The 25,269-nt window shown below is 58.7% G+C and carries 21 protein-coding genes; 8 read left to right on the plus strand and 13 right to left on the minus strand.

The annotated features are described in order from the left end of the window. Nucleotides 1-34: 34 nt before the first annotated feature. Nucleotides 35-4,618: a dermonecrotic toxin domain-containing protein gene (locus tag NL116_RS00465; protein ID WP_494375570.1), complete on the minus strand. Its 4,584-nt coding sequence runs from the start codon at nt 4,616-4,618 to the stop codon at nt 35-37. 206 nt (nt 4,619-4,824) lie between these two features. On the opposite strand from NL116_RS00465, the gene NL116_RS00470 reads away from it, so the two are divergent. Next, entirely contained in the window at nt 4,825-6,030 is a 1,206-nt protein-coding gene (locus tag NL116_RS00470) for an ISL3 family transposase (RefSeq protein WP_494373355.1), read from the plus strand. A 53-nt stretch (nt 6,031-6,083) separates the two neighbouring features. Here the strand turns inward: NL116_RS00470 and NL116_RS00475 are convergent, their stop codons facing one another. From NL116_RS00475 to aspA, 6 genes are all read right to left on the minus strand, one after another. After that, nucleotides 6,084-7,184, minus strand: a complete 1,101-nt coding sequence (locus tag NL116_RS00475; RefSeq protein WP_494375571.1) for a polyamine ABC transporter substrate-binding protein — start codon at nt 7,182-7,184, stop codon at nt 6,084-6,086. Nucleotides 7,185-7,196: 12 nt separating this feature from the next. Then, the gene (locus tag NL116_RS00480; RefSeq protein WP_494375572.1) at nt 7,197-8,228 is read right to left on the minus strand and encodes a histone deacetylase family protein; all 1,032 of its coding nucleotides are present in this window, start codon (nt 8,226-8,228) and stop codon (nt 7,197-7,199) included. Between the two features lie 187 nt (nt 8,229-8,415). Next, nucleotides 8,416-9,414, minus strand: a complete 999-nt coding sequence (locus NL116_RS00485) for an AraC family transcriptional regulator (RefSeq protein WP_494375573.1) — start codon at nt 9,412-9,414, stop codon at nt 8,416-8,418. 163 nt (nt 9,415-9,577) lie between these two features. After that, nucleotides 9,578-10,582, minus strand: a complete 1,005-nt coding sequence (locus NL116_RS00490; protein WP_494375574.1) for an asparaginase — start codon at nt 10,580-10,582, stop codon at nt 9,578-9,580. Between the two features lie 158 nt (nt 10,583-10,740). Further along, complete coding sequence (locus tag NL116_RS00495) at nt 10,741-12,192, minus strand: alanine/glycine:cation symporter family protein (protein WP_494375575.1); 1,452 nt, start codon at nt 12,190-12,192, stop codon at nt 10,741-10,743. Nucleotides 12,193-12,689: 497 nt separating this feature from the next. Further along, nucleotides 12,690-14,114: an aspartate ammonia-lyase gene (gene aspA, locus NL116_RS00500; RefSeq protein WP_027926288.1), complete on the minus strand. Its 1,425-nt coding sequence runs from the start codon at nt 14,112-14,114 to the stop codon at nt 12,690-12,692. Between the two features lie 180 nt (nt 14,115-14,294). On the opposite strand from aspA, the gene NL116_RS00505 reads away from it, so the two are divergent. Then, nucleotides 14,295-15,206 carry a LysR substrate-binding domain-containing protein gene (locus NL116_RS00505; RefSeq protein WP_494375576.1) on the plus strand — a complete coding sequence of 304 codons (912 nt, stop codon included), beginning with the start codon at nt 14,295-14,297 and terminating at the stop codon, nt 15,204-15,206. Between the two features lie 56 nt (nt 15,207-15,262). On the opposite strand, the gene NL116_RS00510 is transcribed toward NL116_RS00505, so the two are convergent. Together NL116_RS00510 and NL116_RS00515 are read right to left on the minus strand one after the other, a co-directional pair. Next, a complete protein-coding gene (locus tag NL116_RS00510; RefSeq protein ID WP_494375577.1) occupies nt 15,263-15,856 on the minus strand; it encodes a hypothetical protein in 594 nt (197 codons plus the stop codon). 195 nt (nt 15,857-16,051) lie between these two features. Beyond that, nucleotides 16,052-16,288 (minus strand): hypothetical protein, encoded by a 237-nt coding sequence (locus NL116_RS00515; RefSeq protein ID WP_494375578.1) that lies wholly within the window; start codon nt 16,286-16,288, stop codon nt 16,052-16,054. Between the two features lie 448 nt (nt 16,289-16,736). On the opposite strand from NL116_RS00515, the gene purE reads away from it, so the two are divergent. From purE to NL116_RS00535, 4 genes are all read left to right on the plus strand, one after another. Beyond that, nucleotides 16,737-17,228: a 5-(carboxyamino)imidazole ribonucleotide mutase gene (gene purE / locus NL116_RS00520; protein ID WP_034149342.1), complete on the plus strand. Its 492-nt coding sequence runs from the start codon at nt 16,737-16,739 to the stop codon at nt 17,226-17,228. 11 nt (nt 17,229-17,239) lie between these two features. Then, a complete protein-coding gene (locus tag NL116_RS00525) occupies nt 17,240-18,322 on the plus strand; it encodes a 5-(carboxyamino)imidazole ribonucleotide synthase (protein ID WP_494375579.1) in 1,083 nt (360 codons plus the stop codon). Between the two features lie 110 nt (nt 18,323-18,432). After that, complete coding sequence (locus tag NL116_RS00530) at nt 18,433-18,678, plus strand: GlsB/YeaQ/YmgE family stress response membrane protein (RefSeq protein ID WP_008030708.1); 246 nt, start codon at nt 18,433-18,435, stop codon at nt 18,676-18,678. Nucleotides 18,679-18,766: 88 nt separating this feature from the next. Further along, a complete protein-coding gene (locus NL116_RS00535; protein ID WP_059181930.1) occupies nt 18,767-19,303 on the plus strand; it encodes a DUF3299 domain-containing protein in 537 nt (178 codons plus the stop codon). A gap of 118 nt (nt 19,304-19,421) precedes the next feature. On the opposite strand, the gene NL116_RS00540 is transcribed toward NL116_RS00535, so the two are convergent. Both NL116_RS00540 and NL116_RS00545 read right to left on the minus strand, forming a co-directional pair. Continuing rightward, the gene (locus NL116_RS00540) at nt 19,422-20,321 is read right to left on the minus strand and encodes a D-hexose-6-phosphate mutarotase (RefSeq protein WP_494375580.1); all 900 of its coding nucleotides are present in this window, start codon (nt 20,319-20,321) and stop codon (nt 19,422-19,424) included. Between the two features lie 57 nt (nt 20,322-20,378). Next, on the minus strand, nt 20,379-20,783 hold the full coding sequence (locus NL116_RS00545; RefSeq protein ID WP_007942704.1) for an acyl-CoA thioesterase: 405 nt from the start codon (nt 20,781-20,783) through the stop codon (nt 20,379-20,381). A gap of 363 nt (nt 20,784-21,146) precedes the next feature. On the opposite strand from NL116_RS00545, the gene NL116_RS00550 reads away from it, so the two are divergent. Continuing rightward, nucleotides 21,147-22,445 (plus strand): MFS transporter, encoded by a 1,299-nt coding sequence (locus NL116_RS00550; protein ID WP_494375581.1) that lies wholly within the window; start codon nt 21,147-21,149, stop codon nt 22,443-22,445. A gap of 9 nt (nt 22,446-22,454) precedes the next feature. Here the strand turns inward: NL116_RS00550 and NL116_RS00555 are convergent, their stop codons facing one another. Further along, entirely contained in the window at nt 22,455-22,946 is a 492-nt protein-coding gene (locus NL116_RS00555) for a PIN domain-containing protein (RefSeq protein WP_494375582.1), read from the minus strand. Beyond that, the gene (locus NL116_RS00560) at nt 22,943-24,001 is read right to left on the minus strand and encodes a helix-turn-helix domain-containing protein (RefSeq protein ID WP_494375583.1); all 1,059 of its coding nucleotides are present in this window, start codon (nt 23,999-24,001) and stop codon (nt 22,943-22,945) included. Before NL116_RS00560 ends, NL116_RS00555 begins: the two co-directional genes overlap by 4 nt. Nucleotides 24,002-24,189: 188 nt before the next feature. Between NL116_RS00560 and NL116_RS00565 the strand changes: the two genes are divergently transcribed. Beyond that, complete coding sequence (locus NL116_RS00565; RefSeq protein WP_477795543.1) at nt 24,190-25,191, plus strand: phosphate ABC transporter substrate-binding protein PstS; 1,002 nt, start codon at nt 24,190-24,192, stop codon at nt 25,189-25,191. The last annotated feature ends 78 nt before the right edge of the window (nt 25,192-25,269 follow it).

Consider the following 25,269-nt stretch of genomic DNA (forward strand, 5'->3'; position numbering starts at 1 on the left):
GAATGCGGGTCTCGGGTTCAGCACAGGATCAGGCTTACGACCCAGAGGCCGAGATGGGCACTTTTGCGAAGAACAGGGCGGCCGCCAGTTGCGGGCTGATTTCGCTGCGATAGATCGAGATCGCCTGGAGATCGTCGTTGGCGTTGCGGGCCTCGGTTGCGCCGCCCAGCAGCCTTTGTTGAACAGTTTTCAGGTGTGCCGCGGTGAAGGTGTGTGCAGGCGAAGCGGGCTCCGAGTAGTGAAAATGGGCATACCACAGAACGTTTTGGTTGCTGTGATCGCGGACTTCATATTCCGCGAGATAGTCTCGCTTACGGCTTTTGAGCAAGCGTCGGCCTGGGTTCTTGACGATGTCGACCTGACCTTCGCTTTGCAGCCACCGGACGCGTTCCGCTGTGGGCGGCTGTAGTTTGGTCATGCTGATTCGCGTCTCGCGTCCCTGGTTGTAGAGTCTGGTTGCCGCGTCGTTCAGCTGCTTGATCAATATGACGGCCGATCCCGGGCCGCCTTCAGTGGCGTTGGTGGCAACCAGCGCAGCGTCGATTGTGCTGGCGGCGTCCTGCAGTCGGTGAGCCTGTTGATGAAACATCTCCTCGATTTCCACGGGGATCCGTCGCGCGCCTTTTGAGTGGGCCTGCGTTCGACGGATGAACGCATCCAACCCTTCCAGCAATGCCTGGCCTTGAGCAGTGTGTGCACTCAAGTCGGGTTGAATAACGGCGGGGGGTGCCGGTTTCGGGGCCACTCTTTCGACCCAGACCCCCGGGGTCTTCTCATGAAAGGTCGAGATGACTTTACCGGTCAACGCCGAGGTCACGTCGATCAGTTCTGACCCTTGCGTCACGGAGTCGGCACGTGGCTGGCCCACCACCGTACCTTTGTAGCGGGTCTTGATGATTCGCTTGGCGGGCGCGGTCGACGGACGGGAAGGCCCGGGCTGCGGCTCGAGCGCCTTGCGTTCGCGCAGCAAGTTCGCCAGATGTTTCACGGTGCGCTGCTGAAAAGCGTCGAGACGTTGGCGCATTACGTCGAGGGGCGGTTGCAGGAACTGACCGGGAAACTCCGTGGGCAGATCGACGATGCGCTGGTCGGTGATCGTCAGTTGCTCTACCAAGTCGCTGAGCCCATCGATCCGCTCGGGCAAGTGCAGCACTTCTTCGTCAGCGACCTGGTCCAGTGAGGCCTGAATCGCAAGGCCTGCCTTTTCGACAATGCTCTCCAGTGCCTGGCGCGCTTCAAGTGCAGGCTCGACGCTGTTGTCGAGGCACAACTCCTGGCCGAGTGTGATCTGGAACAGTTTGAGGTCCTGTAAATCGAAGGACGGCATGTTGGCCTTGACGTCGCGGACCACTTCGATGGCTTCTTTGCCGAGCAGGTTCAGTTGCCCGAAGCACGCCTGTGCCGACTCGATTTTATGGATGTAGCTGGCGGTCAACGCGCCGGTGAGTTGATGGGTTTGCCGGGTGGTCTGTGTGTTTTCCGTTGGCGGGTTGTCAAGAAGATCGAGGGAAAGGCGCATTTGATTGCCGAAAACCGGCTGCTGGTGAACGAACCATTTTTGCAGCAGCGAAAGCTGCAAATCCAGGCGACTGATCATTGCTTTTCGGTAATTGGGAATCGCCTCGCGAGCATTGAAGGCTTTCATCTGTTCCATGTTGGTGCTGAGGAATGACATCTGCGCGTCGAGCATTTCAAGGTACACGCGGCGATGGGTGTCGGTGGCTGTAGGCGCCTGCGCGTTTTTTTGAGCTTCCTTGAGTTCTGTTTCGCGGCTTTTGGCCTGGCTTTCGAACGCGATCATTTGCTGTTTCAGTTCAGCCTGGCGTTGCCGGTTTTGTTGTTCCAGGCGTTTTTTTTCCTTGCCGCCGGCCTTGAGCCTCAGCCGCGTATCGATAAACCATTCGCCCCTGGCGTTCTTGACCAGTAACGGCCCCGTGCGTGCGGGAGACGGGCGTGAGTCAATGATTTGCACATCGTCATTGTCGTTGAGGGTGACTTCGAACCATCTCTGGCCAACCTTCGCATACCATTTCCCCTTGAGCGAACTGAGGGGTTGGTGAAGGCCGGGCTCGCTGGAGGCGGCGGTCATTCCTTTGGGTTCGGCGATGGCCAGTTCATCAAGCAAGACCCCCAGGGATGAAGCAGGCAGCGTTGCGATGGCGTGCAGAGATACCTCGTGGGCGGGTGGAGGCTGATTGAGGTCGGGCAGATGAGTGACCGTGATGGCGTGCGCAGGCTTGCCTTCGGGTATGACGCGTGGCGGCTCGACCTTCTCGGGCAACCGCGAGACAGGCTTGTTGCGAGTAGCAGCGCGATGAGCCAGCACCATGCCGAGGGTCAACAGCAGATCGGTCAGGGCGGACCAGGCGAGTGGGCTGTCGTGGTGCTCTGCGGCATCGGTAATGTCCTGCAAATCGTCCATGATCTGCCAGATCCACGCGGCCACCCCGGCGGTGCGACCCAGAAAGGGCAGCGCGACATTGAACAGCATCCATGTGCCTTGCTTGAGCGTTGCCCAGCGGGCTTGCGCATTGGACACCGATTGTTGGTCCGCCAAGGTAATCATGGCGTTGGCGTTGGCCTTGAACAGGGCGGCCAGCGGCGCGTCATCAAGGGCTGTTGCACTGAGCGTCACCGCGCCCATTTTGCCCAGGGCTGACGTGGGATCGACCAGCAATTGGGTCAGCGTCCAGACCGAAGGCAACTCTCCCGAAAACACATACTGGGAATAGTTGAAGCGCACGTCGTCGGACAGCCAGGCCAGGATCGATTGGCGAAGCGGTTTTTCGTGCTTGATTGCATACAGCAGATTGGCCTCGCCCGGGTACTGCATCAGCGAAGGGGTGAGCAATGGACGGTAGAGCAGGCACGGTCCTTTATCGGTGAGTCGCGGACCGATGACGAACATGTTGGCGACTTCATCGCCTTTGCCGTCGGCGTGATCACCGGTTACAAAGGCCAGCGATCGAATGACAATCTCCTGCCCGTTGACCCTGCGATCGGCTGCGTTTTCCTGCATGACGGCGTTGATGTACTGGTAACCACGCTCATCTATACCCGCCTCGCCGCGCATCTTGTGCTGGAGCGCCTGCATGGGCAGCTGGGTACGCAGATGACGGGTATAGAGAGCCTGTCGTCGCTGCGCTTCTTGCGGATTATCAAGCAACTTGCGTTTGATCAGCGCCGGGTAAACCCCACCGATATCGACCTGCGTGACGAGCTTTTCCAGATAGGCCGGGGTCATCCAGGCGGGCACTGCGTCGCCGTTTATGCAGGTTACCGTCTTGTTTCCCAGCGGAACGGCAATCAGGTTTTGCAGTGCCAGCCCGATCAGCGACAGCGTGGTGGTTTGCGTCTTGCCGGGTATCACGACAGCGCCCAGCACCACGACGCTGGTGATGTTGATTTCAATGTTTTGCAGGTCCAGGTCCGCCGCCGCTGGATGATCCTTGATCATCTGCTCTCGCAGAGCCTGAAGCGCAAACGCCGGCAGTGGCGCGATGCCTTCGTCGAAGGTTTTTCCGGCGTCCTGTTCCCTAAGCTGTGCCAGGTCCATCAAGTGTCGGCTATACCGGGTGAGGTCCGCTGACGAAGCGTTTTTCAGCCAGCCTGTCAGTAACCCCTGAACCTTGTTGAAACGTGACGACGGCAGGGCTTCAAATTCAGTGAAGCTTTTTGCCGCAGCACTGATTTGTGGCGAAGGATGTGTGGCAGAAGCGCGCTGGACCGAAGTGAATGCGCCGATGGCTTCGACCTCGAGCGCAATCAGCGCGCAGGCCTGGTGGTGAAAGAAGTTGCCCTCGGGCTCATACAGGCGCCATTGCAGTGTCTGCTCGACGCTTGACGTTCCAGGGTGTGCGAACATTGCTTCACCCAGTGCGGCAACCGAGTCGTAACGCTTGAATCCTTCGGCGATCGAGTGCGTCAGCACAATGGTGCGCGTGCCCAATGTGCCCACGAACACAGCTGTATCCAGAACGCGCAGGTGTTCGCTGACCGCGTTCTCAAGCCGATCGGTGTCGATCAGGCAGGCCTTGGTCAGGTACTTGTCCTGCGTCCGGGTTGCGCGATCCGGATGATCGAACACGGCTTGGGCCATGGCTTTTTCATCCTCATCCCAGTCCGAGGTGGGGTCGGGGCTCCAGATGTCCTGCAGCGAGTGTGCAAGTGAATGCCAGCGCGGCGTCGAAGGGGCTGTCTCCCGGTTCCAGTAATCAAGCTGTTGTTGCTGATAGGCGATGAACAACTGCGGTGCGAGCGCGTTAAGCAGACACCCGATGGCGTCGATTTTCACCGGTAGTTGAGCCTGCGGCTCAGCGCCCGGTTGCAGGGTCAGGAAATGTTCTCCATCGATGAGCGTCACCGTCGATCCTGATAAACCGAGTCGTACCAGTACATCGGTAAGCGATTCGAACACGTTATGGCCGGACACGACCTCGGTGCCGGTATCGACCCAGGTCGGGGTGACGACCGTGGCAAGTGTCGGGTCAATTTTCAGCAGCGGATACAGCGCGTTGAGCGCAGGGCTCAGCGCGGTCGCTGCGACCTCTCTGATCGAAGGGCCGGTGACCAACTGGGTCAGTACCTCTTCTGCACTCGGGGCAACGGTTTTGGACATGGTCGTCTCCTGACTGAGAACGCGCCGCTGCTGATGCGCAGCGCGGAATCAGCGGAAGGTATCGGGCGGCCCAACGTGTCGGGTGGTACATAAATATCGCAGGCAAAAAAGGTTCTTCACGGAATCCCGGGAAACACAGAAACAAGAACGCCGATTTGATTGATGATGTTCGTGCGAGCAAACACATCTAACAAACCGGCGTTCTTATGCGCGATATTAATACTTTCCTTCCTTTTTGGGAGGGCTTTTCTGTCGTCACCATCAAGCCTGATGGCGATGCCCTACAGATCGATCTGACTCCTCACGCCACTCGATTTCCTTCCTGTGGCGGCTGCCAAAAAATCTGTTCAACCACGCATGAGTATTGCGAGCGAGTCATTCGTGATTTGCCCATTCTCGGTCGTGCGGTGCGCCTGAGCGTTTTGCTCCGGCGCGTTGATTGCCGCGATTGCGGCAAACGCATGGAGGCCGTCAGTTGGCTGGATCGCTATGCCCGTATGACACGTCGTCTGGCAGAGGCGGTCATTCAAGCCTGTGAACGCCTTCCCACGTTGCACGTGGCGCAGATGTTTGGGCTGCATTGGGAGACCGTTCGGTTGCTGGAGCGTCGAGCCTTGCAAGCAGCATTGAGCATTTTGCCAAAGGCGCAACCGAGACGTTTGGTGATGGACGAGTTCGCACTGTTCAAAGGTCATCGTTATGCCAGCGTTGTCCTGGATGCGGATACACGGCGGGTGCTGTGGATCGGCGAAGGCCGCAGCCGGGCGGCGGTCAGGCCATTTTTCGAAGAGCTGGGGCCAGAGGGTTGCGCTCGCATCGAAGCGGTGGCGATGGACATGAATACCGCTTTTGATCTGGAGGTTCGTCAGCACTGCCCGCAAGCACGCGTGGTCTACGACCTGTTCCATGTGGTGGCCAAATATGGCCGAGAGGTGATTGATCGGGTGCGCGTCGACGAAGCCAATCGACTGCGTCATGACAAACCGGCCCGAAAGGTCATCAAGCAGGCGCGATGGCTGCTTCTGCGTAATCCGCAGAACCTGAAAACACCGGAACAACAGGTTCGCCTGGGGGATCTGCTGGCGGCTAACCAGGCATTGATGACGGTCTATTTAATGAAGGCCGAACTCAAAACGCTCTGGACGCCGAGTACTGCCTGGAGCTGGAGATCGGCATGGAAGCAATGGCTGCGCCATGCTCATGAAAGCGAAATACCTGCTCTGATCCAGTTTGCCAAACGGCTAAAGGCTTACTGGCGGGGCATCGTGAGCCGGGTTCGCTGGCCGATGCACACCGGTCAGTTGGAAGGAATAAACAATCGAATAAAGGTCATAAAGCGGATGGCTTACGGTTACCGGGATAGCGAGTTCTTCTTTATGAAGATCAAGAGCGTCTTTCCCGGTAATCCGTGATGAACCAAAAAAAAGACCCGCGTCGCCGCGGGTCTTCGATTTTCAGTCGGGTATCAGGTCCCGGACTTGATCTTGGTCCAGGCCCGGGTCCGCGCACGTTCGGCATCGCGCGGCAGGGGTTGCAGGGTGTAAAGCGTGCTCATCGCGGTTTCGGTCGGGTACAGGTTCGGGTTGTTGCGGATCGCCGGGTCGACCAGTTCCGTGGCGTCCTTGTTCGGGTTCGGGTAGCCGACGAAATCGCTGACCGGTGCGATCACCTGCGGTTGCAGCAGGTAGTTGATGAAGGTGTAGGCGTCTTCCGGGTTTTTTGCGCCTTTGGGAATCGCGAGCATGTCGAACCAGATCGGCGCGCCTTCCTTGGGCAGGCGCATGTCGACGATCACGCCGTTCTTGGCTTCCTTGGCGCGGTTGGCAGCCTGGGAGAAGCTGCCGGAATAACCGACCGCGACGCAGATGTCACCGTTGGCGATGTCGGCCATGTACTTCGAAGAATGGAAGTAGGTGATGTACGGGCGGATCTTCATCAACAGGGCTTCGGCCTTGTCATAGTCCGCCGGCTTCTTGCTGTTCGGGTCGAGGCCGAGGTGTTGCAGGGCCAGTGGCAGGATCTCCGACGGCGAGTCGAGCAGGGCGACGCCGCACTGCTTGAGCTTGCTGATGTTCTCTTCCTTGAAGATCAGGTCCCAGCTGTCGACCGGCGCATTGTCGCCCAGCACAGCTTTGACCTTGTCCGGGTTGAAGCCGATCAGGATGGTGCCGTACATGTAGGGCACGGCGAATTTGTTGCCGGGATCGTTGGCTTCGATCAGCTTCATCAGCTTCGGATCGAGGTGGTTCCAGTTCGGCAGTTTGCTGCGGTCCAGCGGCTGGAACACGCCGGCTTCGATTTGCTTGGCGAGGAACACATTGGACGGCACCACCACGTCATACCCGGAGTTACCGGTCAGGAGCTTGGCTTCCAGCGCCTCGTTGGTGTCGAAAATGTCGTAGACCAGTTTGGTCTGGGTGTTCTGCGCCTTGAAGTCTTCCAGCGCCTTGGGAGTGATGTAGTCGAACCAGTTGTAGACGCGCAACGTTCGCTCTTCAGCGTGTACGGCACCACTGAGCACCGTGGCGCACAGGGCCGGAGCAATAAAACGCTTGAGTCTGTTCATTGTTCTAATTCCTCAGTGGGCGCTTTCAAAACCTTCGAGAACGTTCACGGCATTGATGCCGATTTCTTCGACCGCGTAACCGCCTTCCATCACAAACAGCGTCGGCTTGCCGAGACGCGCGATGCGCTCGCCCATGGCCAGGTAATCAGGGCTGTCGAGTTTGAATTGGGAGATCGGGTCGTTCTTGAACGTATCGACGCCCAGGGAGACGACGACAATGTCGGCGCCGTAGTTTTCGATTTCCTGGCAGGCCTGATCCAGCGCTGCACTCCAGGTGTCCCAGCCAGCACCGGCGGGCAGAGGGTAGTTGAAGTTGAAGCCTTCACCCGCACCTTCGCCGCGCTCGTCTTCATAGCCGAGGAAGAACGGAAATTCGGCTTCTGGGTGGCCGTGGATCGAGGTGAACAGCACGTCGCTGCGCTCGTAGAAAATCGATTGGGTGCCGTTGCCGTGGTGGTAGTCGACGTCGAGGATCGCGACCTTTTTGTGTCCCTGATCGAGGAACGCTTGCGCGGCGATGGCGGCGTTGTTGAGGTAGCAATAACCACCCATCAAATCGCTGGCGGCGTGGTGCCCCGGTGGACGGCACAAGGCGAAGGCACTGCGCGCGCCGCGCTGGATTTGCGCTTGTGCGGTCAGCGCGACTTGCGCTGCGCTGTACGCTGCTTGCCAGGTGCCGGCGGTGATCGGTGCGCCACCGTCGAAACTGTAATAGCCGAGCTGGCCGTGCAGGCTGCTGGGTTTGATGGCGCGCAGGGTGCGGGCCGGCCAGGTGTAGGGCAACAAGTCGCCGTCGGTATTGAATTCGGTCCAGCGTGCCCAGGCACCCTTGAAGAAGTCGAGGTAGTCGCGGCTGTGGATGCGCGCGATCGGGTCGAGGCCGAAATCCTGCGGCGCTTCGACCGGGCCAAGGTTCTGGTTTTTAACGCGTTGCAACACATGGTCGGCACGCGATGGCATTTCGAAGCAGGGCTTGAGTTGCCCGTCTATCAATTCGCAACGGCCGTGGTGCAGGTGGTGATCGTCCGAGTAGATCGTCAGCATTTTCTTGTTCTCCGCAGGCTGATTCGGTTGCACACAGTCTTGCGGCAGGCAACGTTTGAGAGAACGGCAAAAAAGGCCAAAAGGGGATTGATATGGCCAAAAGGTTTGACCGAAATTCGCCCCTTGATGGTGCGACGGTGCCCCATTGTCGGATATGTAATGCAGATATGGTGGGAGCGAACAGGAGTTACCGGTGGGGCCTGAACTGACTCGGCGCCACACCACTCCAGCGCACAAACGCATGCCGAAAACTTGCGGTCTCACTGAAACCCAGCGCCTCGGCGATTCGGTAAATCGGCAGTTGATCTTCACAGAGCATTTGCTTGGCCTGCTCGAAACGCAGCTCATCGAGCAATTCCTGATAGCTGCACCCCGAATCCTTGAGATGTCGGCGCAATGTCCGCGCCGAACACTTCATTTGCTCGGCCAATCCTTCAAGCCCCGGCGCGGCATTCAACTGTGCGCTGAGCAACTGCCGAATCCGCCCCAGCCACGCCTGACGCCCCGTGAACTCGGTGTTCTGTTTTCGGCAGCGTTCGGCCATGGCCTGATGGGTGATGGCATCGGCGAGCGGCAAGGGTTGGTCGAGCCAGCCTCGATCGAAAGCAAACGCGTTGTCCCGTGCTTGGAAACTCAGCCCGCAAGCGAAGTGTTCGGCGTAGGTGGCCTGATAGTCCGGCGCGGTGTGTTCAAAGCGCGCGGCCAGTAGCGGCAGCGGGTGGCCGAGCAGGTCATCGCAGATGACTTTCAATGACACCAGACAAAATTCGGCATTGAACACCGCCATCGACGGGCTTTCCCGGTAATCCGCCGCCACGAACCAGACACGCTCGCCGTCGTCCTCCAGGCTCAGCTCGAAAAGTGTTCCCAACAGCGCCGGATAGCGAATCGCCAAGCGCAAAGCGTCACCGAAGGTGGCACTGGTGAGCAGCGCATAGCCGAGCATGCCATAGCACGAAACGTGCATTCGCCGGCCCAGTTCCAGGCCGATATCACGCTTGAGCGCGACCGCGTTGGCGCAGACTTGCATCTCCTGATTGGTGGTGATGCGCGTGTCCGCCCGGTTCAGGTCCGCCGCGCTGATGCCGCTTCCGGCGAGCAAGGCTTCGCTGGACAGGCCTTGGTCCTTGAAGGCGTTGAGCACCAGGGAGACGGCGTTGAGGGTGGTGAGGTGGGAGTGGAGCATGGGTGGCTTCCAGCCGTGGGATGCTGGAATAGAGCAAGTTACATGCCTGACGACGATCCTTGTGGGAGCGGGCTTGCTCGCGAAGGCGGCGGCACATCCAACAATGATGTGACAGATATACCGCCTTCGCGAGCAAGCCCGCTCCCACAGGTTTTGTGTGGTGTCAGCTGAGTTCGCCGCAGAGGTCGAGTTCTACTAGCTGCCGAACTTCGGCGGTGCTGAGTCCGGCACCCAACAAAGCGTGCAACTTGCCGAACGCCGCCTCACGGGTCATGCCGCCACCCGACAGCACGCCAGCGCCACGCAAACGGCTGCCGGCCTCGTACACATCCAGCTCAACACCCCCTTCATGGCACTGCGTCACGGCGACCACCACAACACCGTTGTCCCGCGCCCGTTCCAGGCTGGCGAGAAACTCCGGGTTATCACTCGGCCCGGTGCCGCTGCCGTAGCACTCCAGCACCAGACCCTGAATGCCGCTGGCGAGCAGGCCATCCAGAATCTCAGCGCCGATACCAGGGAACAGCGGCAGTACGGCGACTTTCGCCAGTTGCCCGGGCTGGTTGTAAGTCAGCGGTGCGGGCAGGGAAGCCGCCTTCACACCACCACCCTGACGTTCGAGCCGCTTGAACGGGTGGCGACCGAAACTGCGCACTTTCGCGCAACGGGTCGGGTCCAGCAGTTCGCCGTGGAAGTACAGATGAACGCCCGGCGCCAGGCCATGGCCGAGGGCAACCAGCGCACCGCTGAGGTTTTCCCAGGCATCGCTGTCGGTCACGCCGGCCGGCAGCATTGAGCCGGTGAAACAGACGCGGGCATGCAGGCCGAGCAGTTGAAAACTCATGGCTGCCGCGCTGTAGGCGAGGGTGTCGGTGCCGTGCAGGATCAGCACGCTGTCGCAGCCCTGCACATCAACAGCGTCGACCACGGCTTCGCGCAGTTGCTGCCAGTACGTCGGGGTCATGTTGGCGCTGTCGATCAGCGGCGACATCTCGCGAAAACGCCACTGCGGCACCACCCGTTCAGGCTGGCTGTGCAGGTATTCACGCATCCGCGCTTCGAAACCGGACGCCGGCGCCAGGCCGTGGGCGCTGGCTTGCATGCCAATGGTGCCACCGGTGTAGAGCACCATGACGTGCTGGGCGGCTGGGTAGGTCGAGGAATTCATGAGGGTTCTCCGAGAACAATGACATTCCTGATATGGGAGCGGCGGTGCGACGATGCGACTTGCTCGCGAAAGCGGTGTGTCAGTCAACGATGATGTTGAATGTTACGACCTCTTCGCGAGCAAGCCCGCTCCCACATGGGGTTTCTCACTTTAACCGATCAGCGTTGCGCTGCGGGTACGCCTTGAGGTTCAGCTTCAGACTTGGCTGCCGCCGCTGGCGGGTTGGCCGGCCAGGCTTGCAGGTCCAGATCCAGATCCGGGAACTTGCTCGAATCGAACACCGGAGTCTTGATCCCGGCAGCACGCTGGTCATCGTAGTCACGCAGGATGCGCATGCCGACCTTGAACAGCAGGAACAGCGCGATCAGGTTCACGAACGCCAGCAGGGTCATGGTGATGTCGGCGAAGGCGAACACGGTGCTCAGGTTTTCGATGGCACCCCAGAAGATCAACATCAATACCAATGCGCGGTAGCCGATCAGCGCCTTGCGGTTTTCACCGATCAGGAAACGCAGGTTGCTCTCGCCCAGGTAGTAGTTGTAGAGAATCGAGGTGAACACGAACAACGACAGGGCCACGGAAATGAACATCCGGCCCCAGTCACCGACCACGGCGGCCAGCGAGTTTTGGGTCAGGGCAATACCATCGCCCTCAAAGCCCGGCGTGTAGAAGCCAGAGAGCAGGATCAGCAAAGCGGTGCAGGTGCAGATCACGAAGGTGTCGAGGAATACGCTGAACGCTTGAACCACGCCTTGTGCCACCGGGTGCTCGACCGACGCGACGGCTGCCACGTTAGGCGCACTTCCCAGGCCTGCTTCGTTGGCAAACACGCCACGTTTCACGCCCATGACAATTGCGCTGCCGATCAGGCCGCCGAACGCCTGGTCGAGACCGAATGCGCTTTTAACGATGGTCATCAACATCGCCGGAACGTGATCGAATTGCAGCACGATCACGTAGATGGTCACGCCGATGTACACCAGGGTTTTCACCGGCACCAGCAGGTCGGCAACCTTGGCGATGCGCTTGATCCCGCCGATGAATACCAGGCCCAGCAATACCGCCAGCGCGATGCCGGTGTAGGTGGTGTCGAGGCCGAAGGCGTTGTTCAGCGAGTGAGTCACGGCGTGGGATTGCAGGCCGTTGAAGGCAAACCCGAAGGTCACCAGCAACAGAAACGCCATGATCATGCCCAGCCAGCGTTTCTGCAGGCCGTGTTGTATGTAGTAAGACGGGCCGCCACGGTAGGTGCCGTCGGAATCGCAGCGCTTGTAGAGCTGGCCGAGGGAACATTCGAAGAAGCTGCTGGACATGCCGACCAGCGCGGTCACCCACATCCAGAACACTGCACCGGGGCCACCGAGGGTCACGGCAATCCCGACACCGGCGATGTTGCCGGCACCGACACGGCCGGCGAGGCTGAGCATCAGGGCCTGGAACGAACTGAGTTGGCCGGCGCTGCTTTTCAAGCTGTCGCCGAACACCGAGAACATGTGGAAGAAGTGGCGCAATTGAACGAAACGCGAGCGGATCGTGAAGTAGCTACCGAGCCCGACAATGAGCACGATCAGTACTTTCCCTGAGAGGAAGTCGTTAATGACTTCGAGCATGGATTATTCCTCGCTGTTTTTTGTGTAGGTAAATGTTAGGCGGGCAGAAACATCGCGTTACACCGCTGTGCGCGTGGCACAACAGGTGAGGCGCGTGTTCGTCCCGGTCACATTTCGCAGGTTTGTTATTAGTTCGGGTTTCGCATGGGTTTGGGCCTCGTTACCGATGACCGCTCATGCGAAGAGGGGCGGCACTATACCTAGGAGAGTGCCGTCCGTCTGCACAGTTGTGGTGCAAGCGATAAACGGGAAGCCTTTGAAACACCTGACATTTTTACGCCAGGTCTTTGCAGGAGTGAGCCTGCTCGCGATGAACGATAACGCGGCGCAACTGAAATACCGCGTTGCCTGCATCGCAAGCAGGCTCCCTCCTGCAGAAGACGGTTGTTCTTCCAAAGTTAAAAAAAAGGGCCTGGGGATAAATCCCCAAGCCCTCAAAAGGTGAGAGGTGTCTAGTCCCTCGACCTGGTGAGCGGTGCTACAAGTAACGCGTCGGTTCAGGCTTTAAGCGGAACCAGACGCGGAGCAATCATGTTTTCCGGGCGCAGGATGTCGGCAAGCATGGCGTCGTCGAGCAGACCTTCTTCGCGCACCAGTTCCAGCACGCCGCGGCCGCTTTCGAGGGCAATACGGGCGATGCGGGTGGCGTTTTCATAGCCGATGTACGGGTTCAGCGCGGTGACCAGGCCGATCGAGTGCTCGACCAGTTCGCGGCAGCGCTCTTCGTTGGCCGTGATGCCGGTGATGCAGTGCTCGCGCAGCATGTCCATGGCGCGTTGCAGCAGACGGATCGAGTCGAAGATCTTGAACGCGATCAGCGGCTCCATCACGTTCAGTTGCAGCTGGCCGCCTTCGGCCGCGATGGTCAGGGCCAGGTCGTTACCGATGATCTGGAACGCCACCTGGTTAACGGCTTCCGGAATAACCGGGTTCACCTTGCCTGGCATGATCGAGCTGCCTGGCTGACGCGCTGGCAGGTTGATTTCGTTGATGCCGGTGCGTGGGCCGCTGGACAGCAGGCGCAGGTCGTTGCAAATCTTCGACAGTTTGACCGCGGTGCGCTTGAGCATGCCGGAGAACAGTACGAAGGCGCCCATGTCGGACGTGGCTTCGATCAGGTCGGCGGCCGGAACCAGCGGTTGACCGCTGATCAGTGCCAGGCGCTGAACGGCCAGGTGCTGGTAACGCGGGTCGGCGTTGATACCAGTACCGATCGCAGTACCGCCCAGGTTCACTTCGGTGAGCAGTTCAGGTGCCAGGGTTTTCAGGCGCGCCAGGTCTTCGCCCAGGGTCGTGGCGAATGCACGGAATTCCTGGCCCAGGGTCATCGGCACGGCGTCTTGCAGCTGGGTACGACCCATCTTCAGAACGTGGCTGAATTCTTCACCTTTGGCGGCGAACGACTGGATCAGGCTGTCGAGGCTGGCCAGCAGCGCGTCGTGACCCAGCAGCAGACCCAGGCGGATCGCGGTCGGATAGGCGTCGTTGGTCGACTGCGCCATGTTCACGTCGTTGTTCGGGTGCAGGTATTGGTATTCGCCTTTCTGGTGACCCATGGCCTCCAGTGCGATGTTGGCGATGACTTCGTTGGCATTCATGTTGGTTGAAGTGCCGGCGCCGCCTTGAATCATGTCCACCACGAACTCTTCGTGGAAGTCGCCGCGGATCAAACGTGCACAGGCTTCGCTGATGGCAGCGTGCTTGGCTTCGCTCAGGTGACCCAGTTCGCGGTTGGCGTCAGCGGCGGCCTGTTTGACCATCGCCAGACCGACAACCAGCTTCGGGTAATGCGAAATCGGAACGCCGGAGAGGCGGAAGTTATTCACCGCTCGCAGGGTCTGGATGCCGTAATACGCTTGCGCAGGTACTTCGAGTACGCCAAGCAGGTCTTTTTCTGTGCGGAAAGATGCAGCGGAGGACATGATAGAAATCATCTCGATAGGGACCCGGTCTGTGCCGGAACGCTGCAAATGCTAGGCTTGTGGAGAATTTTCGGCCAATGCTGTTAAACACTGGCCTATGCACATTCGGCATAATGCCCATGTGACGCCGCGTGTGTGGCGAGCGTGTGACCTAAATTGGTGCGTGTCCGGGAGGACGTGATGAATCTGGAAAGTAAATGGCTTGAGGACTTCAGCGCCCTCGCCGCCACCCGCAGCTTCTCCCAGGCTGCCGAACGACGCTTCGTGACGCAACCTGCCTTCAGCCGGCGGATCCGCAGCCTTGAAGCAGCGTTGGGGCTGCAATTGGTCAATCGCTCGCGCACGCCCATCGAGCTGACGGCGGCGGGGCAATTGTTTCTGGTGACGGCGCGGACCGTGGTCGAACAGTTGGGCGAAGTACTGCGCCATCTTCATCACCTCGAAGGCGGGCAGGGCGAAGTGATGCAAGTCGCCGCCGCTCACTCATTGGCGCTGGGTTTCTTCCCACGCTGGATTGCGCAGCTGCGCAATGAAGGTTTGAACATCGCGACGCGTCTGGTCGCGACCAACGTTGGCGACGCAGTGCACGCGCTGCGTGAAGGCGGTTGCGATTTGATGCTGGCGTTCTACGACCCGGATGCGGCGTTGCAGATGGACCCGGAAATCTTCCCTTCACTGCACCTCGGCCATACCGAAATGCTCCCTGTGTGCGCGGCGGATGCGGACGGCAAACCGTTGTTCGATCTGGAAGGCGAGGGCAGCGTGCCTTTGCTCGCCTATAGCGCTGGTGCGTTTCTCGGTCGCTCGGTGAACATGCTGCTGCGCCAGCGGGCGCTGCGGTTTACCACCATTTATGAAACGGCCATGGCCGACAGCCTGAAAAGCATGGCGCTGGAAGGCCTGGGGATTGCGTGGGTCCCGCAACTCAGCGTGCGTGCGGAGCTGGCGCGCGGTGAACTGGTGGTCTGCGGTGGTCCGCAATGGCATGTGCCGCTGGAGATCCGCCTGTACCGCTGCGCGCTGGTGCGCAAGGCTAACGTGCGATTGCTGTGGCGCAAGCTGGAAGGCGGGGCGGCTAGCCCCGCTTCCTGAGTCGGGCGCGAACCCATGCAAATGGCGTTCACCCGGTGGCCAGACTCACCGGCGCTTCAGTCGAACTGATTGAGGTAGTGACGAATATTCTCTCGGTTCTTGTCGCTGAACCGGTAGGCATTGCCACGAAAAGTCGTCGCCCAGTCAGTGTTCATGATCGTGTCATGCCACCAGCCGTCGTAGATCACGTCCGCATCGTCATGGGTGGCACCGAACATATGGCCTACCTCGTGGGCGGGTGCCATGTAATAAAATATCGAAGCGATCCCACTCTGACCTTTTTCGATCGCAGCGCCGGCAACGCTGCTGTTGATTGGGCTGCGGGTTAACAAGAGGAATTTGTTGAGGTCTGGGTCGTAAGGTCGAGTCTGCTCTACCTTTGAAGTAAACGCTTTAACCCTTGTTTTCCAGCCCTGCCCTGAATCGTAAACGCTTTCATTTTTGTAGGGGTAATTGGTCATTCCCGGTGATGTGGATTTAGAGTTGAAGATGATCGTGACGTCACGACCGGATATAGACTCAAGCTCGGTTTTCAGCCAGGCGAAGTGGTCGTCGTAAAGTTTTCCTTCATCGTACCCGTCCAGGTCGTCGTGGAGATAGACCATTAAAAGGATAGGGTTTTTGGTTTGATGTATTTTATTGTTATTCACGCGGTGTGCCTTTTTGTTAATTCTTGTTGGGTTGAGAGCAGCGGCTGCAGTAGTTTCAATACAGGCTGTCGACATAAGTCGTGATGAGAGCGAAGAGGAAACGATGTCGGGAACATGAAGGTTTCACGCCTCACACATTGGCTCGGGGGTGTCATGTTCATAATGGAAGTTGGTACAGGGCGGCCGACTCCGATCTCAGGCCACTGAAATGTCCCGGCCAGTGATTCGCTTGAACTCGATGACAAAGAGGCGAATGCGCTCGACGTATATTGAACTTCGTTTCGATGCAGGCACCTCGTCGTGGAAGATGACGAGCATCCGGATCGGATTCAACGGGTTGTCTTTGAGTGTGTTGTCATTTAGTGCGTAGGCACTGATATTGATACTCAAGGCGGTGACAAGTGTCAGTAATAATTTTAATAGTCGGTGCATAGTTAAGGCTCATGGAAATAACACTCGCGGTGATTGAGGTGAGGGCGTTAAAAGTGTTTGTTGATTAAGTCGTGACACGTTAAGTTTGTGTCGCTTGTTATATAACACGAGTTTTTCGGGGTCGGCACGTGTTGATATTCCTTATTTATTACTTGGTGTTTGAGAGTGATAAGTGGCACTCCTTGTGCGCATTTGTCATTGATTCGGTTATTGTCTTGAAGGGCCGTGGCGGGCGCTGTGTACGCTTGACCTTCAGGTCAATAAATCCGGCACTTTGTGTCGTATGACAGATGGTCGTTTCGGGGGCTGTTTATCTGCTTCATTGCGGTATACTGCGCGGCCTTCGGCCGGCTCGCCCGGCCATAATTCGTACAATCAAGCCACGCATCCTGCGTGGCTTGTTGTTTTTTGACGCGCCGTCTGGCGCCCAGAGAGAAGAGGCACGACGATGAGTGCACTGGTTGGCGTGATCATGGGCTCCAAGTCCGATTGGTCCACCCTTAGCCACACCGCCGATATGCTGGAAAAGCTCGGCATCCCTTACGAGGTGAAAGTGGTCTCTGCCCACCGCACCCCGGACCTGCTGTTCCAGTACGCCGAAGAGGCTGAGGCCCGTGGTATCGAGGTGATTATCGCCGGTGCCGGGGGCGCAGCCCACTTGCCAGGCATGTGTGCGGCCAAGACCCACCTGCCGGTGCTGGGCGTGCCGGTGCAGTCGGCGATGCTGTCCGGCGTCGATTCGCTGCTCTCCATCGTGCAGATGCCGGCCGGCATCCCGGTTGCGACCCTGGCCATCGGCAAGGCTGGCGCGATCAACGCCGCGCTGCTGTCGGCGAGCATCCTGGGCGCCAAGCACCCGCAGTTCCACGAAGTGCTGAAGACTTTCCGTGCTGAGCAGACAGACAGCGTCCTGGAAAATCCAGACCCACGCATCGCCTGAGGTTGTTGACGATGAAGATCGGTGTAATCGGTGGCGGCCAGTTGGGTCGCATGTTGGCGCTGGCGGGCACCCCGCTGGGTATGAACTTCGCTTTCCTGGACCCCGCGCCGGATGCTTGCGCAGCCGCGTTGGGGGAACACCTGCGGGCCGATTACGGCGATCAGGATCATCTGCGTCAGCTCGCCGATGAAGTCGATCTGGTGACCTTCGAGTTCGAAAGCGTTCCGGCGGAAACCGTGGCGTTCCTCTCGCAATTCGTGCCGGTCTACCCGAGCGCCGAAGCCCTGCGTATCGCCCGTGATCGCTGGTTCGAGAAGAGCATGTTCAAGGACCTGGGGATTCCGACCCCCGCGTTCGCCGACATTCAGTCGCAAGCCGATCTGGACGCCGCCGTGGTTTCCATCGGACTGCCGGCCGTGCTGAAAACCCGCACCCTGGGTTACGACGGCAAGGGCCAGAAAGTCCTGCGCAAGCCTGAAGACGTGGTTGGCACCTTCGCCGAGTTGGGCAGCGTTGCCTGCCTGCTGGAAGGCTTCGTGCCGTTCACCGGTGAAGTGTCGCTGATCGCCGTGCGTGCCCGCGATGGCGAAACCCGCTTCTATCCACTGGTTCACAACACTCACGACAGCGGCATCCTCAAGCTGTCCGTGGCCAGCACCGATCACCCGCTGCAAGCTTTGGCGCAAGACTATTCCAGTCGCGTGCTCAAGCAGCTGGATTATGTCGGCGTGATGGCGTTCGAATTCTTTGAAGTCGACGGTGGTCTCAAGGCCAACGAAATCGCCCCGCGCGTGCACAACTCCGGGCACTGGACCACCGAAGGCGCCGAGTGCAGTCAGTTCGAAAACCACCTGCGCGCCATTGCCGGTCTGCCGCTGGGTTCGACGGCCAAAATCGGTGAGAGCGCGATGCTCAACTTCATCGGCGTTGTACCGCCGGTTGAGAAAGTGATCGCGATTGCCGATTGCCATCTGCACCATTACGGCAAGGCGTTCAAGACTGGTCGCAAGGTCGGTCACGCCAACCTGCGCTGTGCGGACCGCGAGACGCTGGCAGCACAGATCCTCAAGGTCGAAGCGCTCATCGCCGAATAAATAGTTTCATGTGGCAGCGGCGGAACCATTCACGGGCCGCCGTTCTCTCATGGCAGGATGCGAAAGTCTGACTAGGCTTTGGCATATCTACCAAATCAGAGGGAAATGCCATGGGAATTATCGGAACCATCTTTATCGGCTTGATCGTCGGCCTGCTGGCCCGGTTCCTGAAACCGGGCGATGACAGCATGGGCTGGATCATGACCATCCTGCTCGGTATCGGCGGTTCGCTGGCGGCCACTTACGGCGGCCAGGCTCTGGGCATTTACCAGGCCGGTCAAGGCGCAGGCTTCATCGGTGCGCTGGTCGGCGCCGTGGTGTTGCTGGTGATCTACGGCTTGATCAAAAAGAACTGATCCAAAGTGACAAAGCCCCCTCTGCGTCGCACGCAGAGGGGGCTAGAATGCTCGGCAACTTATCGCCCTTCCTTTACCGAGCACCTCAATGCGCCGTCTTCTGTTGACTCTCCTTTTTCTGGGCAGTGGTTTGGCCCATGCTGGCGAACTGCCGGAAACCGACTGGCTGGAATTGATGCCCAAGTCGGATCAGAAAGCCCTAGAAGCCATGCCTGAAATCGACCACAACTCCCCCGAAGGCGATGGCACTTTTACCGCCAAGGGTGGCATGAAGCAAAGCAAGGGCTTGCCGGCGGTGATGTATTCGACCAAGACCGTGCCGTCGATGAACGACAAGAACATCCGTATCGGTGGTTACCCTGTGCCGCTTGAGTCCGACGCCAAGGGTCGCAGCACACTGTTCTTCCTCGTACCGTATCCGGGCGCCTGCATCCACGTGCCGCCACCGCCGCCTAACCAGTTGGTGCTGGTGCGTTATCCGAAGGGGTTGAAGCTGGATGACATATACACGCCGCTCTGGGTAACCGGCACGTTGAAAATCGAGAAGGTCAACAACGACCTGGCTGATGCGGCGTATGCGCTGGATGCGGCGAAGGTGCGAGTGGTGAAGGAATCAGATCTGTAGGTGATCAAAATGTGGGAGCGGGCTTGCTCGCGAAGAGGGAGTGTCAGTTGATATTAATGTCACCTGACACACCGCATTCGCGAGCAAGCCCGCTCCCACACTTGTTCTGGGGTGTTGCTTAGAGAGATTTGCTGGCGATGCTCACGCCCAGGGTATGGCTGGCACCCGGCGCCAATGTCACCACATCCCCCATCACATTCGCCGTCTCGATGCACAGCATGCGCTGCCAGCCATCGTCAGCCATGTCGCTGAACGCCGCCGCCCGCTCGATCCACGGGTTCCAGATCACCGCAGCGCGCGACCCGCTGCTGGTCAACTCGATGCGTCGCTCCCACGCCGGATCGACGATGCTCAGCGTCGTCGGGGGATCGAGGTAAATGCGATCGGTCTCGCCGGTAAAACGCAGATCACCTGTCTGAGTGACAGTTTTCCAGTCATCCAGCGTCTCGATGTAGCTCAAGCCGTCCAGTCCTTCAACGTGCACGTTGCGCACATCGCTGACCGCGAAATAGCTGTGCAGCGCCTGGCTGAGGGTGACGGTGTCACTGCCCTGGTTATGGCTGGTCAGGCTGATGTGCAGTTGCTCATCCAGGCGGATGCTCAACTTCAAACCCACCTTGTGAGGCCACTCCGCAAAGCCACCCTCAGGGTAGGGCAGGACAAATTCCACCTTGAGGCTTTCGCCTTCGGCCTCGATACCGTCCAACTCCCAATCCATCGCCCGGACAAAACCATGGGCGCTCGGCGCTTCATGGCTGACGCGCATCGCCTGAACGCTCGGCGGGTTGCGTGCAAAGTTGCCGAACCACGGCCAGCACACCGGCACGCCGGCGCGGATGTTTTTGCCAGTCTTGAACACGGCCTCATCGTTGAGCCAGATCAACGGGGGTTGGCCGGCCAATTGATAACTGAGGATGTGCGCGCCTTGCTGGGCAACCAGCAATTCGGCCTGACCGTGGCGGATGCGCCAGCAGTTCAGTTCATCCAGTTTCACGGCTTCAACGTTGGGCGTGTTCATGGGACAACTCTCGATCGGGAACAATGACTGCAATGGACCGCAAAACCGCCGCAGCGTTTAACGTGCGCGGGGCGGAACCGAGCGAGTACGGCCGCTGCCGTCAATGGCGACGAACACAAACACCGCTTCAGTCACTTTACGCCACTCGCTGGACAGCGGATCGTCGCTCCAGACCTCGACCATCATCTTGATCGAGCTGCGGCCGATTTCCAGGGCCTGGGTATAAAAGGAGAGCTGGGCGCCCACCGCCACGGGAACCAGGAACGCCATGCGATCAATCGCAACGGTGGCGACGCGCCCGCCGGCGACTTTGCTGGCCATGGCAGTGCCGGCCAAATCCATCTGCGCTACCAGCCAGCCGCCGAAAATGTCGCCGAAGCCGTTGGTTTCGCGAGGGAGCGCGGTGATTTGCAGGGCCAGGTCGCCTTGCGGGATTGGATCTTCTTGTTCGAGCTCTATCATGCCGGGGGTGCCTCTGACCCGTGACTCTTCGTTGGTACTTCAGGTGAATAGCCGCTTTCAAGAAAAACGATTCAGCCCCGAACATACTGCGTTCGTCACGTTTTTCTAAGGCGCCTAAAGGGAAACTCTGCGAAATCGACTGGTAGAGCCAGCAGCGTCTTCGCACAGCAACCCTTTCAAATTGTTGCAAGATCCCGAGTATATCGGTCAGTAGACTTCGAGACGACCGCCGGGTTCTCATTTTGACCGTCAAAAACGCACCTCTATGTGCTTTTTCGAACAATTTGTTATCGTGCCGGACCTGCCCAAGCCTCCGCCAGCGTTGTTGAGGTTGCAGATTCGACTATAAGAGAAGCCCTTGCCATGACCACAGCGCCCTCGAGCATCGCGCAGCCGACTCAACCCGCACGTCCGTTGACTCGCAACGACTACAAGACTTTATCGCTGTCTGCCCTGGGCGGTGCGCTGGAGTTCTATGACTTCATCATCTTCGTGTTCTTCGCCACGGTGGTGGGCAAACTGTTCTTCCCGGCGGACATGCCCGAGTGGCTGCGTCTTATGCAGACGTTCGGCATCTTCGCCGCCGGCTACCTGGCGCGACCATTGGGCGGGATCGTCATGGCGCACTTCGGCGACCTGCTGGGGCGCAAGAAGATGTTCACCCTGAGCATCTTCATGATGGCGGTGCCGACCCTGATCATGGGTTTGCTGCCGACTTACGCGCAGATTGGCATGTGGGCACCGATCCTGCTGCTGTTGATGCGGGTGATTCAAGGCGCGGCGATTGGCGGTGAAGTGCCGGGTGCATGGGTCTTCGTTTCCGAACACGTGCCGCAGCGGCATATCGGTTACGCCTGCGGCACCCTGACCAGCGGTCTGACGGCGGGCATTCTGTTGGGATCGTTGGTGGCCACGGCGATCAACAGCCTTTACACCCCCGTGGAAGTCGCGGATTACGCTTGGCGGATCCCGTTCCTGCTTGGTGGCGTGTTCGGTCTGTTCTCGGTGTACCTGCGCCGCTGGCTGCACGAAACCCCGGTGTTCGCCGAACTGCAACTGCGAAAGGCCCTGGCCGAAGAAGTGCCGCTGCGCGCGGTGCTGCGCGACCATCGCGGCGCGATCCTGATTTCCATGCTGCTGACCTGGCTGCTGTCCGCCGGCATCATCGTGATCATCCTGATGACCCCGACCGTGTTGCAGACCGTTTACCACTTCTCGCCGACCACGGCGTTGCAGGCCAACAGCCTGGCGATTGTGTTCCTGAGCCTGGGGTGTGTGGCTTCCGGTGCGCTGGCGGATCGTTTGGGTGCCGGGCGTGTGTTTGTCTTTGGCAGCGCTGCGTTGCTGATCAGCTCGTGGACGTTCTATCACAGCCTGTTCAATCACCCGGACTGGCTGTTCCCGATGTACGCCTTGACCGGTTTGCTGGTAGGCACCATCGGCGCGGTGCCGTATGTGATGGTCAAAGCCTTCCCGGCGGTGGTGCGGTTTAGCGGGTTGTCGTTCTCGTACAACCTGGCCTATGCGATTTTCGGTGGTTTGACGCCGATGGTGGTGACGTTGCTGCTGAAGGAAAGCCCGATGGGGCCCGCTTACTATGTGGCGATCATTTGCGGGGTCGGGATTTTGGTGGGTGGGTATCTTTGGAGGAAGGGGCGTTAACCGTCTCCATTAAGGCTTTCGCCAGCGCGAAAGCCTTGCCTCACATTCGCCTGACGGCAATCGTGCTCCACGCATGACCATGTCCTCTAAAGCATCTGCAGCCTGCTGCAATCCAACAACCTGATGGCCAACCATCAGGTCCAGCAGCCAGAGTGCACCGTGTACTTGTAGCCCATCCTTTTGTGCCTGCTTTCTAAGTTTGCCGTCACCCGTCAATAGCGGTCGACCTGTTTGCTGAGCAAGTAGGTAGCAGGAAACGTCTGCCAGAGAACTGTTGTTATGTTCGACTTTGAGACCGTACAGCCGAGCCACTTCCGGCCCCTCGAATGATTCGACGATTAACCCGTGGGCACGCAATTCGTCATGCGAAAAATCTTCGAGCTCATGCAGTACGAAATCGGTGCAGCAAAGCGTGAACGGCAGGCTGAACATCTGTTCCAGCAGCCCTGCATTCCTGAAATCGATCCAGATATTCGTATCGCTGATGTAGATCAGTGTCATGCACTCTCCAGTGAGCCCAGGAAATTGGGGTCTAAAGCGCTCACTGGTTTGCGTAGAAGTTCAGCTGCACGGGATTTGGTGATCAATCCTTCGGCCAATCCCCAAAACACCAACGACTCAAAACGTTGTGGTGGTTTGCACGGCAATGGCTCTGGTTCGGCCTTGCGCCAACCGTTCGAGCTGAATTGAATGGTGAGGGATTTGTAACCGCCGTCGCTGAGAAGATTTAAATCCTTGAGACGTCGCAGTGCTGCGTGCATCGAAATTCCGTATTGGCGCTTGGCGATGAGCAGTTCCCGGGGATGAACCCTGGAGCGAGGGTGGTTACCAAAGTCACTGGTGACACCTTTGGCCGGATAGAGGAAGGCCCCCGCGAAACGATGGCAGCAGCTTTCCTTTTCTCTTTCGGGCATTTCTGCGGGTAACTGCATGACCCAATGACCCAACTCATGGGCAGCGGTGAAGCGAATGCGTTCGCCGGGGCGCTCCGAGTTGAGTGCGATCAAGACATGACGACCGTCACCGGTTGCGGCGCAGGCCCCATCAAAGTCATCTGGCCCCATGAGCATTGCTACCTTGATGCTGTGCTCTTCCAGTTGCTCGGTTAGGTTGGAGATGGGATCACTGCCTATCTTCCAGAAATCACGCAGTTGCTCGGCCGCGCGTTCAGCTTCCTCTATAGAGGAGACCGGCAGCATTTGCGCTGGGGTGGCCGGAGTCTGGATGTCCGCCGGGTCGAAAAAGTCTTCCAGAGCGATGTAGCGCTCGAGATGCTCACGAATCTGTTCTTCGACTTGAACCTGGCGGTACTTCGGCATTTTCGCCAGTTTGCGAAACTCTAACGGTGCAAGCGGCACAGCCTCGGCCCGGAAAAAGTACTCTGGACTGACCTCCAATACTTTTGCCATTTGTAACAGGCGTGCGGAGTTTGGAGTGGCTGCCCCTTTCTCGTATTTGCTGAGGCCTTGCTTGGTGATATCGCCAAGCTTGAGCGCTAAAGCTTCTAGAGACATGCCCCGCTGTAAGCGAGCGCGGCGGATTCGGTCGTTAATCATGGGTTCCTCTTGTGGTTGACAAGGCTATATCCTAATTGTGATTTGTCAACCTGCAATGCAAGACTGGATATCTACGATGCTCGAATGCTGGCCTTTCATCCAATTGTCATATTTCAGCCATAGAGTGTTCACACGGCCTGCTGATACTTGGCCCCGACTTAACACACCCTATCTGCTAGGAGTAAGGCATGAAACTGAAGCGTTTGATGGCGGCAATGACTTTTGTCGCTGCTGGCGTTGCGACTGCCAACGCGTTCGCCGCTGTTGACCCTGCTATCCCGAGCTACACCAAGACCACTGGTGTGTCGGGCAACCTGTCCAGCGTCGGCTCCGATACCCTGGCCAACCTCATGACCCTCTGGGCTGAGAACTACAAAAAAGAATACCCGAACGTCAACATCCAGATTCAGGCTGCTGGCTCCGCCACCGCGCCACCTGCGCTGACTGAAGGCACCTCTAACCTGGGCCCGATGAGCCGCAAGATGAAGGACACCGAACTGGCGGCCTTCGAGCAGAAGTACGGCTACAAGCCAACCGCTATCCCGGTTGCCGTGGACGCCCTGGCTGTCTTCGTTCACAAAGACAACCCGATCCAGCACCTGACCATGGAACAAGTCGACGCGATCTTCTCGTCCACTCGTCTGTGCGGCGCTAAAACCGACGTCAAAACCTGGGGCGACCTGGGTGTGACTGGCGACCTGGCCAACAAGCCGGTTCAACTGTTCGGTCGTAACTCGGTATCCGGCACCTACGGCTACTTCAAAGAAGAAGCCCTGTGCAAAGGCGACTACAAGCCAAACGTCAACGAACAACCCGGTTCGGCTTCGGTCGTGCAATCGATCAGCTCCTCGCTGAACGGCATCGGTTACTCGGGCATCGGCTACAAAACCGCTTCCGTGAAGACTGTGGCCCTGGCCAAAAAAGGCAGCACTGACTTCATCGAAGACACCGAAGAAAACGCATTGAACGGCAAATACCCGCTGTCGCGTTTCCTCTACGTTTACGTCAACAAAGCCCCGAACAAGCCTCTGGCCCCGCTGGAAGCCGAGTTCGTGAAACTGGTTCTGTCCAAACAGGGCCAGGAAGTTGTAGTGAAAGACGGCTACATCCCACTGCCAGCCAAAGTCGCAGCCAAAGCATTGGCTGACCTGGGTCTGGCGGAAGGCGGCGCTGAAGTCGCAAAAAAGTAACAAATTGATTCGAGGTTAACCTCGGATCCTGTGGGAGCGTGGCTTGCCCGCGATGGCCGTCACCCGGTCTCCCGGCAA

The organism is Pseudomonas sp. FBCC-B1667, from assembly GCF_059133255.1.

Excerpts from the sequence above, each read along its gene's own strand:
- NL116_RS00465 (WP_494375570.1), bottom strand. The coding sequence starts at position 4,618 with ATGTCCAAAACCGTTGCCCCGAGTGCAGAAGAGGTACTGACCCAGTTG.
- NL116_RS00470 (WP_494373355.1), top strand. The coding sequence starts at position 4,825 with ATGCGCGATATTAATACTTTCCTTCCTTTTTGGGAGGGCTTTTCTGTC.
- NL116_RS00475 (WP_494375571.1), bottom strand. The coding sequence starts at position 7,184 with ATGAACAGACTCAAGCGTTTTATTGCTCCGGCCCTGTGCGCCACGGTG.
- NL116_RS00480 (WP_494375572.1), bottom strand. The coding sequence starts at position 8,228 with ATGCTGACGATCTACTCGGACGATCACCACCTGCACCACGGCCGTTGC.
- NL116_RS00485 (WP_494375573.1), bottom strand. The coding sequence starts at position 9,414 with ATGCTCCACTCCCACCTCACCACCCTCAACGCCGTCTCCCTGGTGCTC.
- NL116_RS00490 (WP_494375574.1), bottom strand. The coding sequence starts at position 10,582 with ATGAATTCCTCGACCTACCCAGCCGCCCAGCACGTCATGGTGCTCTAC.
- NL116_RS00495 (WP_494375575.1), bottom strand. The coding sequence starts at position 12,192 with ATGCTCGAAGTCATTAACGACTTCCTCTCAGGGAAAGTACTGATCGTG.
- aspA (WP_027926288.1), bottom strand. The coding sequence starts at position 14,114 with ATGTCCTCCGCTGCATCTTTCCGCACAGAAAAAGACCTGCTTGGCGTA.
- NL116_RS00505 (WP_494375576.1), top strand. The coding sequence starts at position 14,295 with ATGAATCTGGAAAGTAAATGGCTTGAGGACTTCAGCGCCCTCGCCGCC.
- NL116_RS00515 (WP_494375578.1), bottom strand. The coding sequence starts at position 16,288 with ATGCACCGACTATTAAAATTATTACTGACACTTGTCACCGCCTTGAGT.
- purE (WP_034149342.1), top strand. The coding sequence starts at position 16,737 with ATGAGTGCACTGGTTGGCGTGATCATGGGCTCCAAGTCCGATTGGTCC.
- NL116_RS00525 (WP_494375579.1), top strand. The coding sequence starts at position 17,240 with ATGAAGATCGGTGTAATCGGTGGCGGCCAGTTGGGTCGCATGTTGGCG.
- NL116_RS00530 (WP_008030708.1), top strand. The coding sequence starts at position 18,433 with ATGGGAATTATCGGAACCATCTTTATCGGCTTGATCGTCGGCCTGCTG.
- NL116_RS00535 (WP_059181930.1), top strand. The coding sequence starts at position 18,767 with ATGCGCCGTCTTCTGTTGACTCTCCTTTTTCTGGGCAGTGGTTTGGCC.
- NL116_RS00540 (WP_494375580.1), bottom strand. The coding sequence starts at position 20,321 with ATGAACACGCCCAACGTTGAAGCCGTGAAACTGGATGAACTGAACTGC.
- NL116_RS00545 (WP_007942704.1), bottom strand. The coding sequence starts at position 20,783 with ATGATAGAGCTCGAACAAGAAGATCCAATCCCGCAAGGCGACCTGGCC.
- NL116_RS00550 (WP_494375581.1), top strand. The coding sequence starts at position 21,147 with ATGACCACAGCGCCCTCGAGCATCGCGCAGCCGACTCAACCCGCACGT.
- NL116_RS00555 (WP_494375582.1), bottom strand. The coding sequence starts at position 22,946 with ATGACACTGATCTACATCAGCGATACGAATATCTGGATCGATTTCAGG.
- NL116_RS00560 (WP_494375583.1), bottom strand. The coding sequence starts at position 24,001 with ATGATTAACGACCGAATCCGCCGCGCTCGCTTACAGCGGGGCATGTCT.
- NL116_RS00565 (WP_477795543.1), top strand. The coding sequence starts at position 24,190 with ATGAAACTGAAGCGTTTGATGGCGGCAATGACTTTTGTCGCTGCTGGC.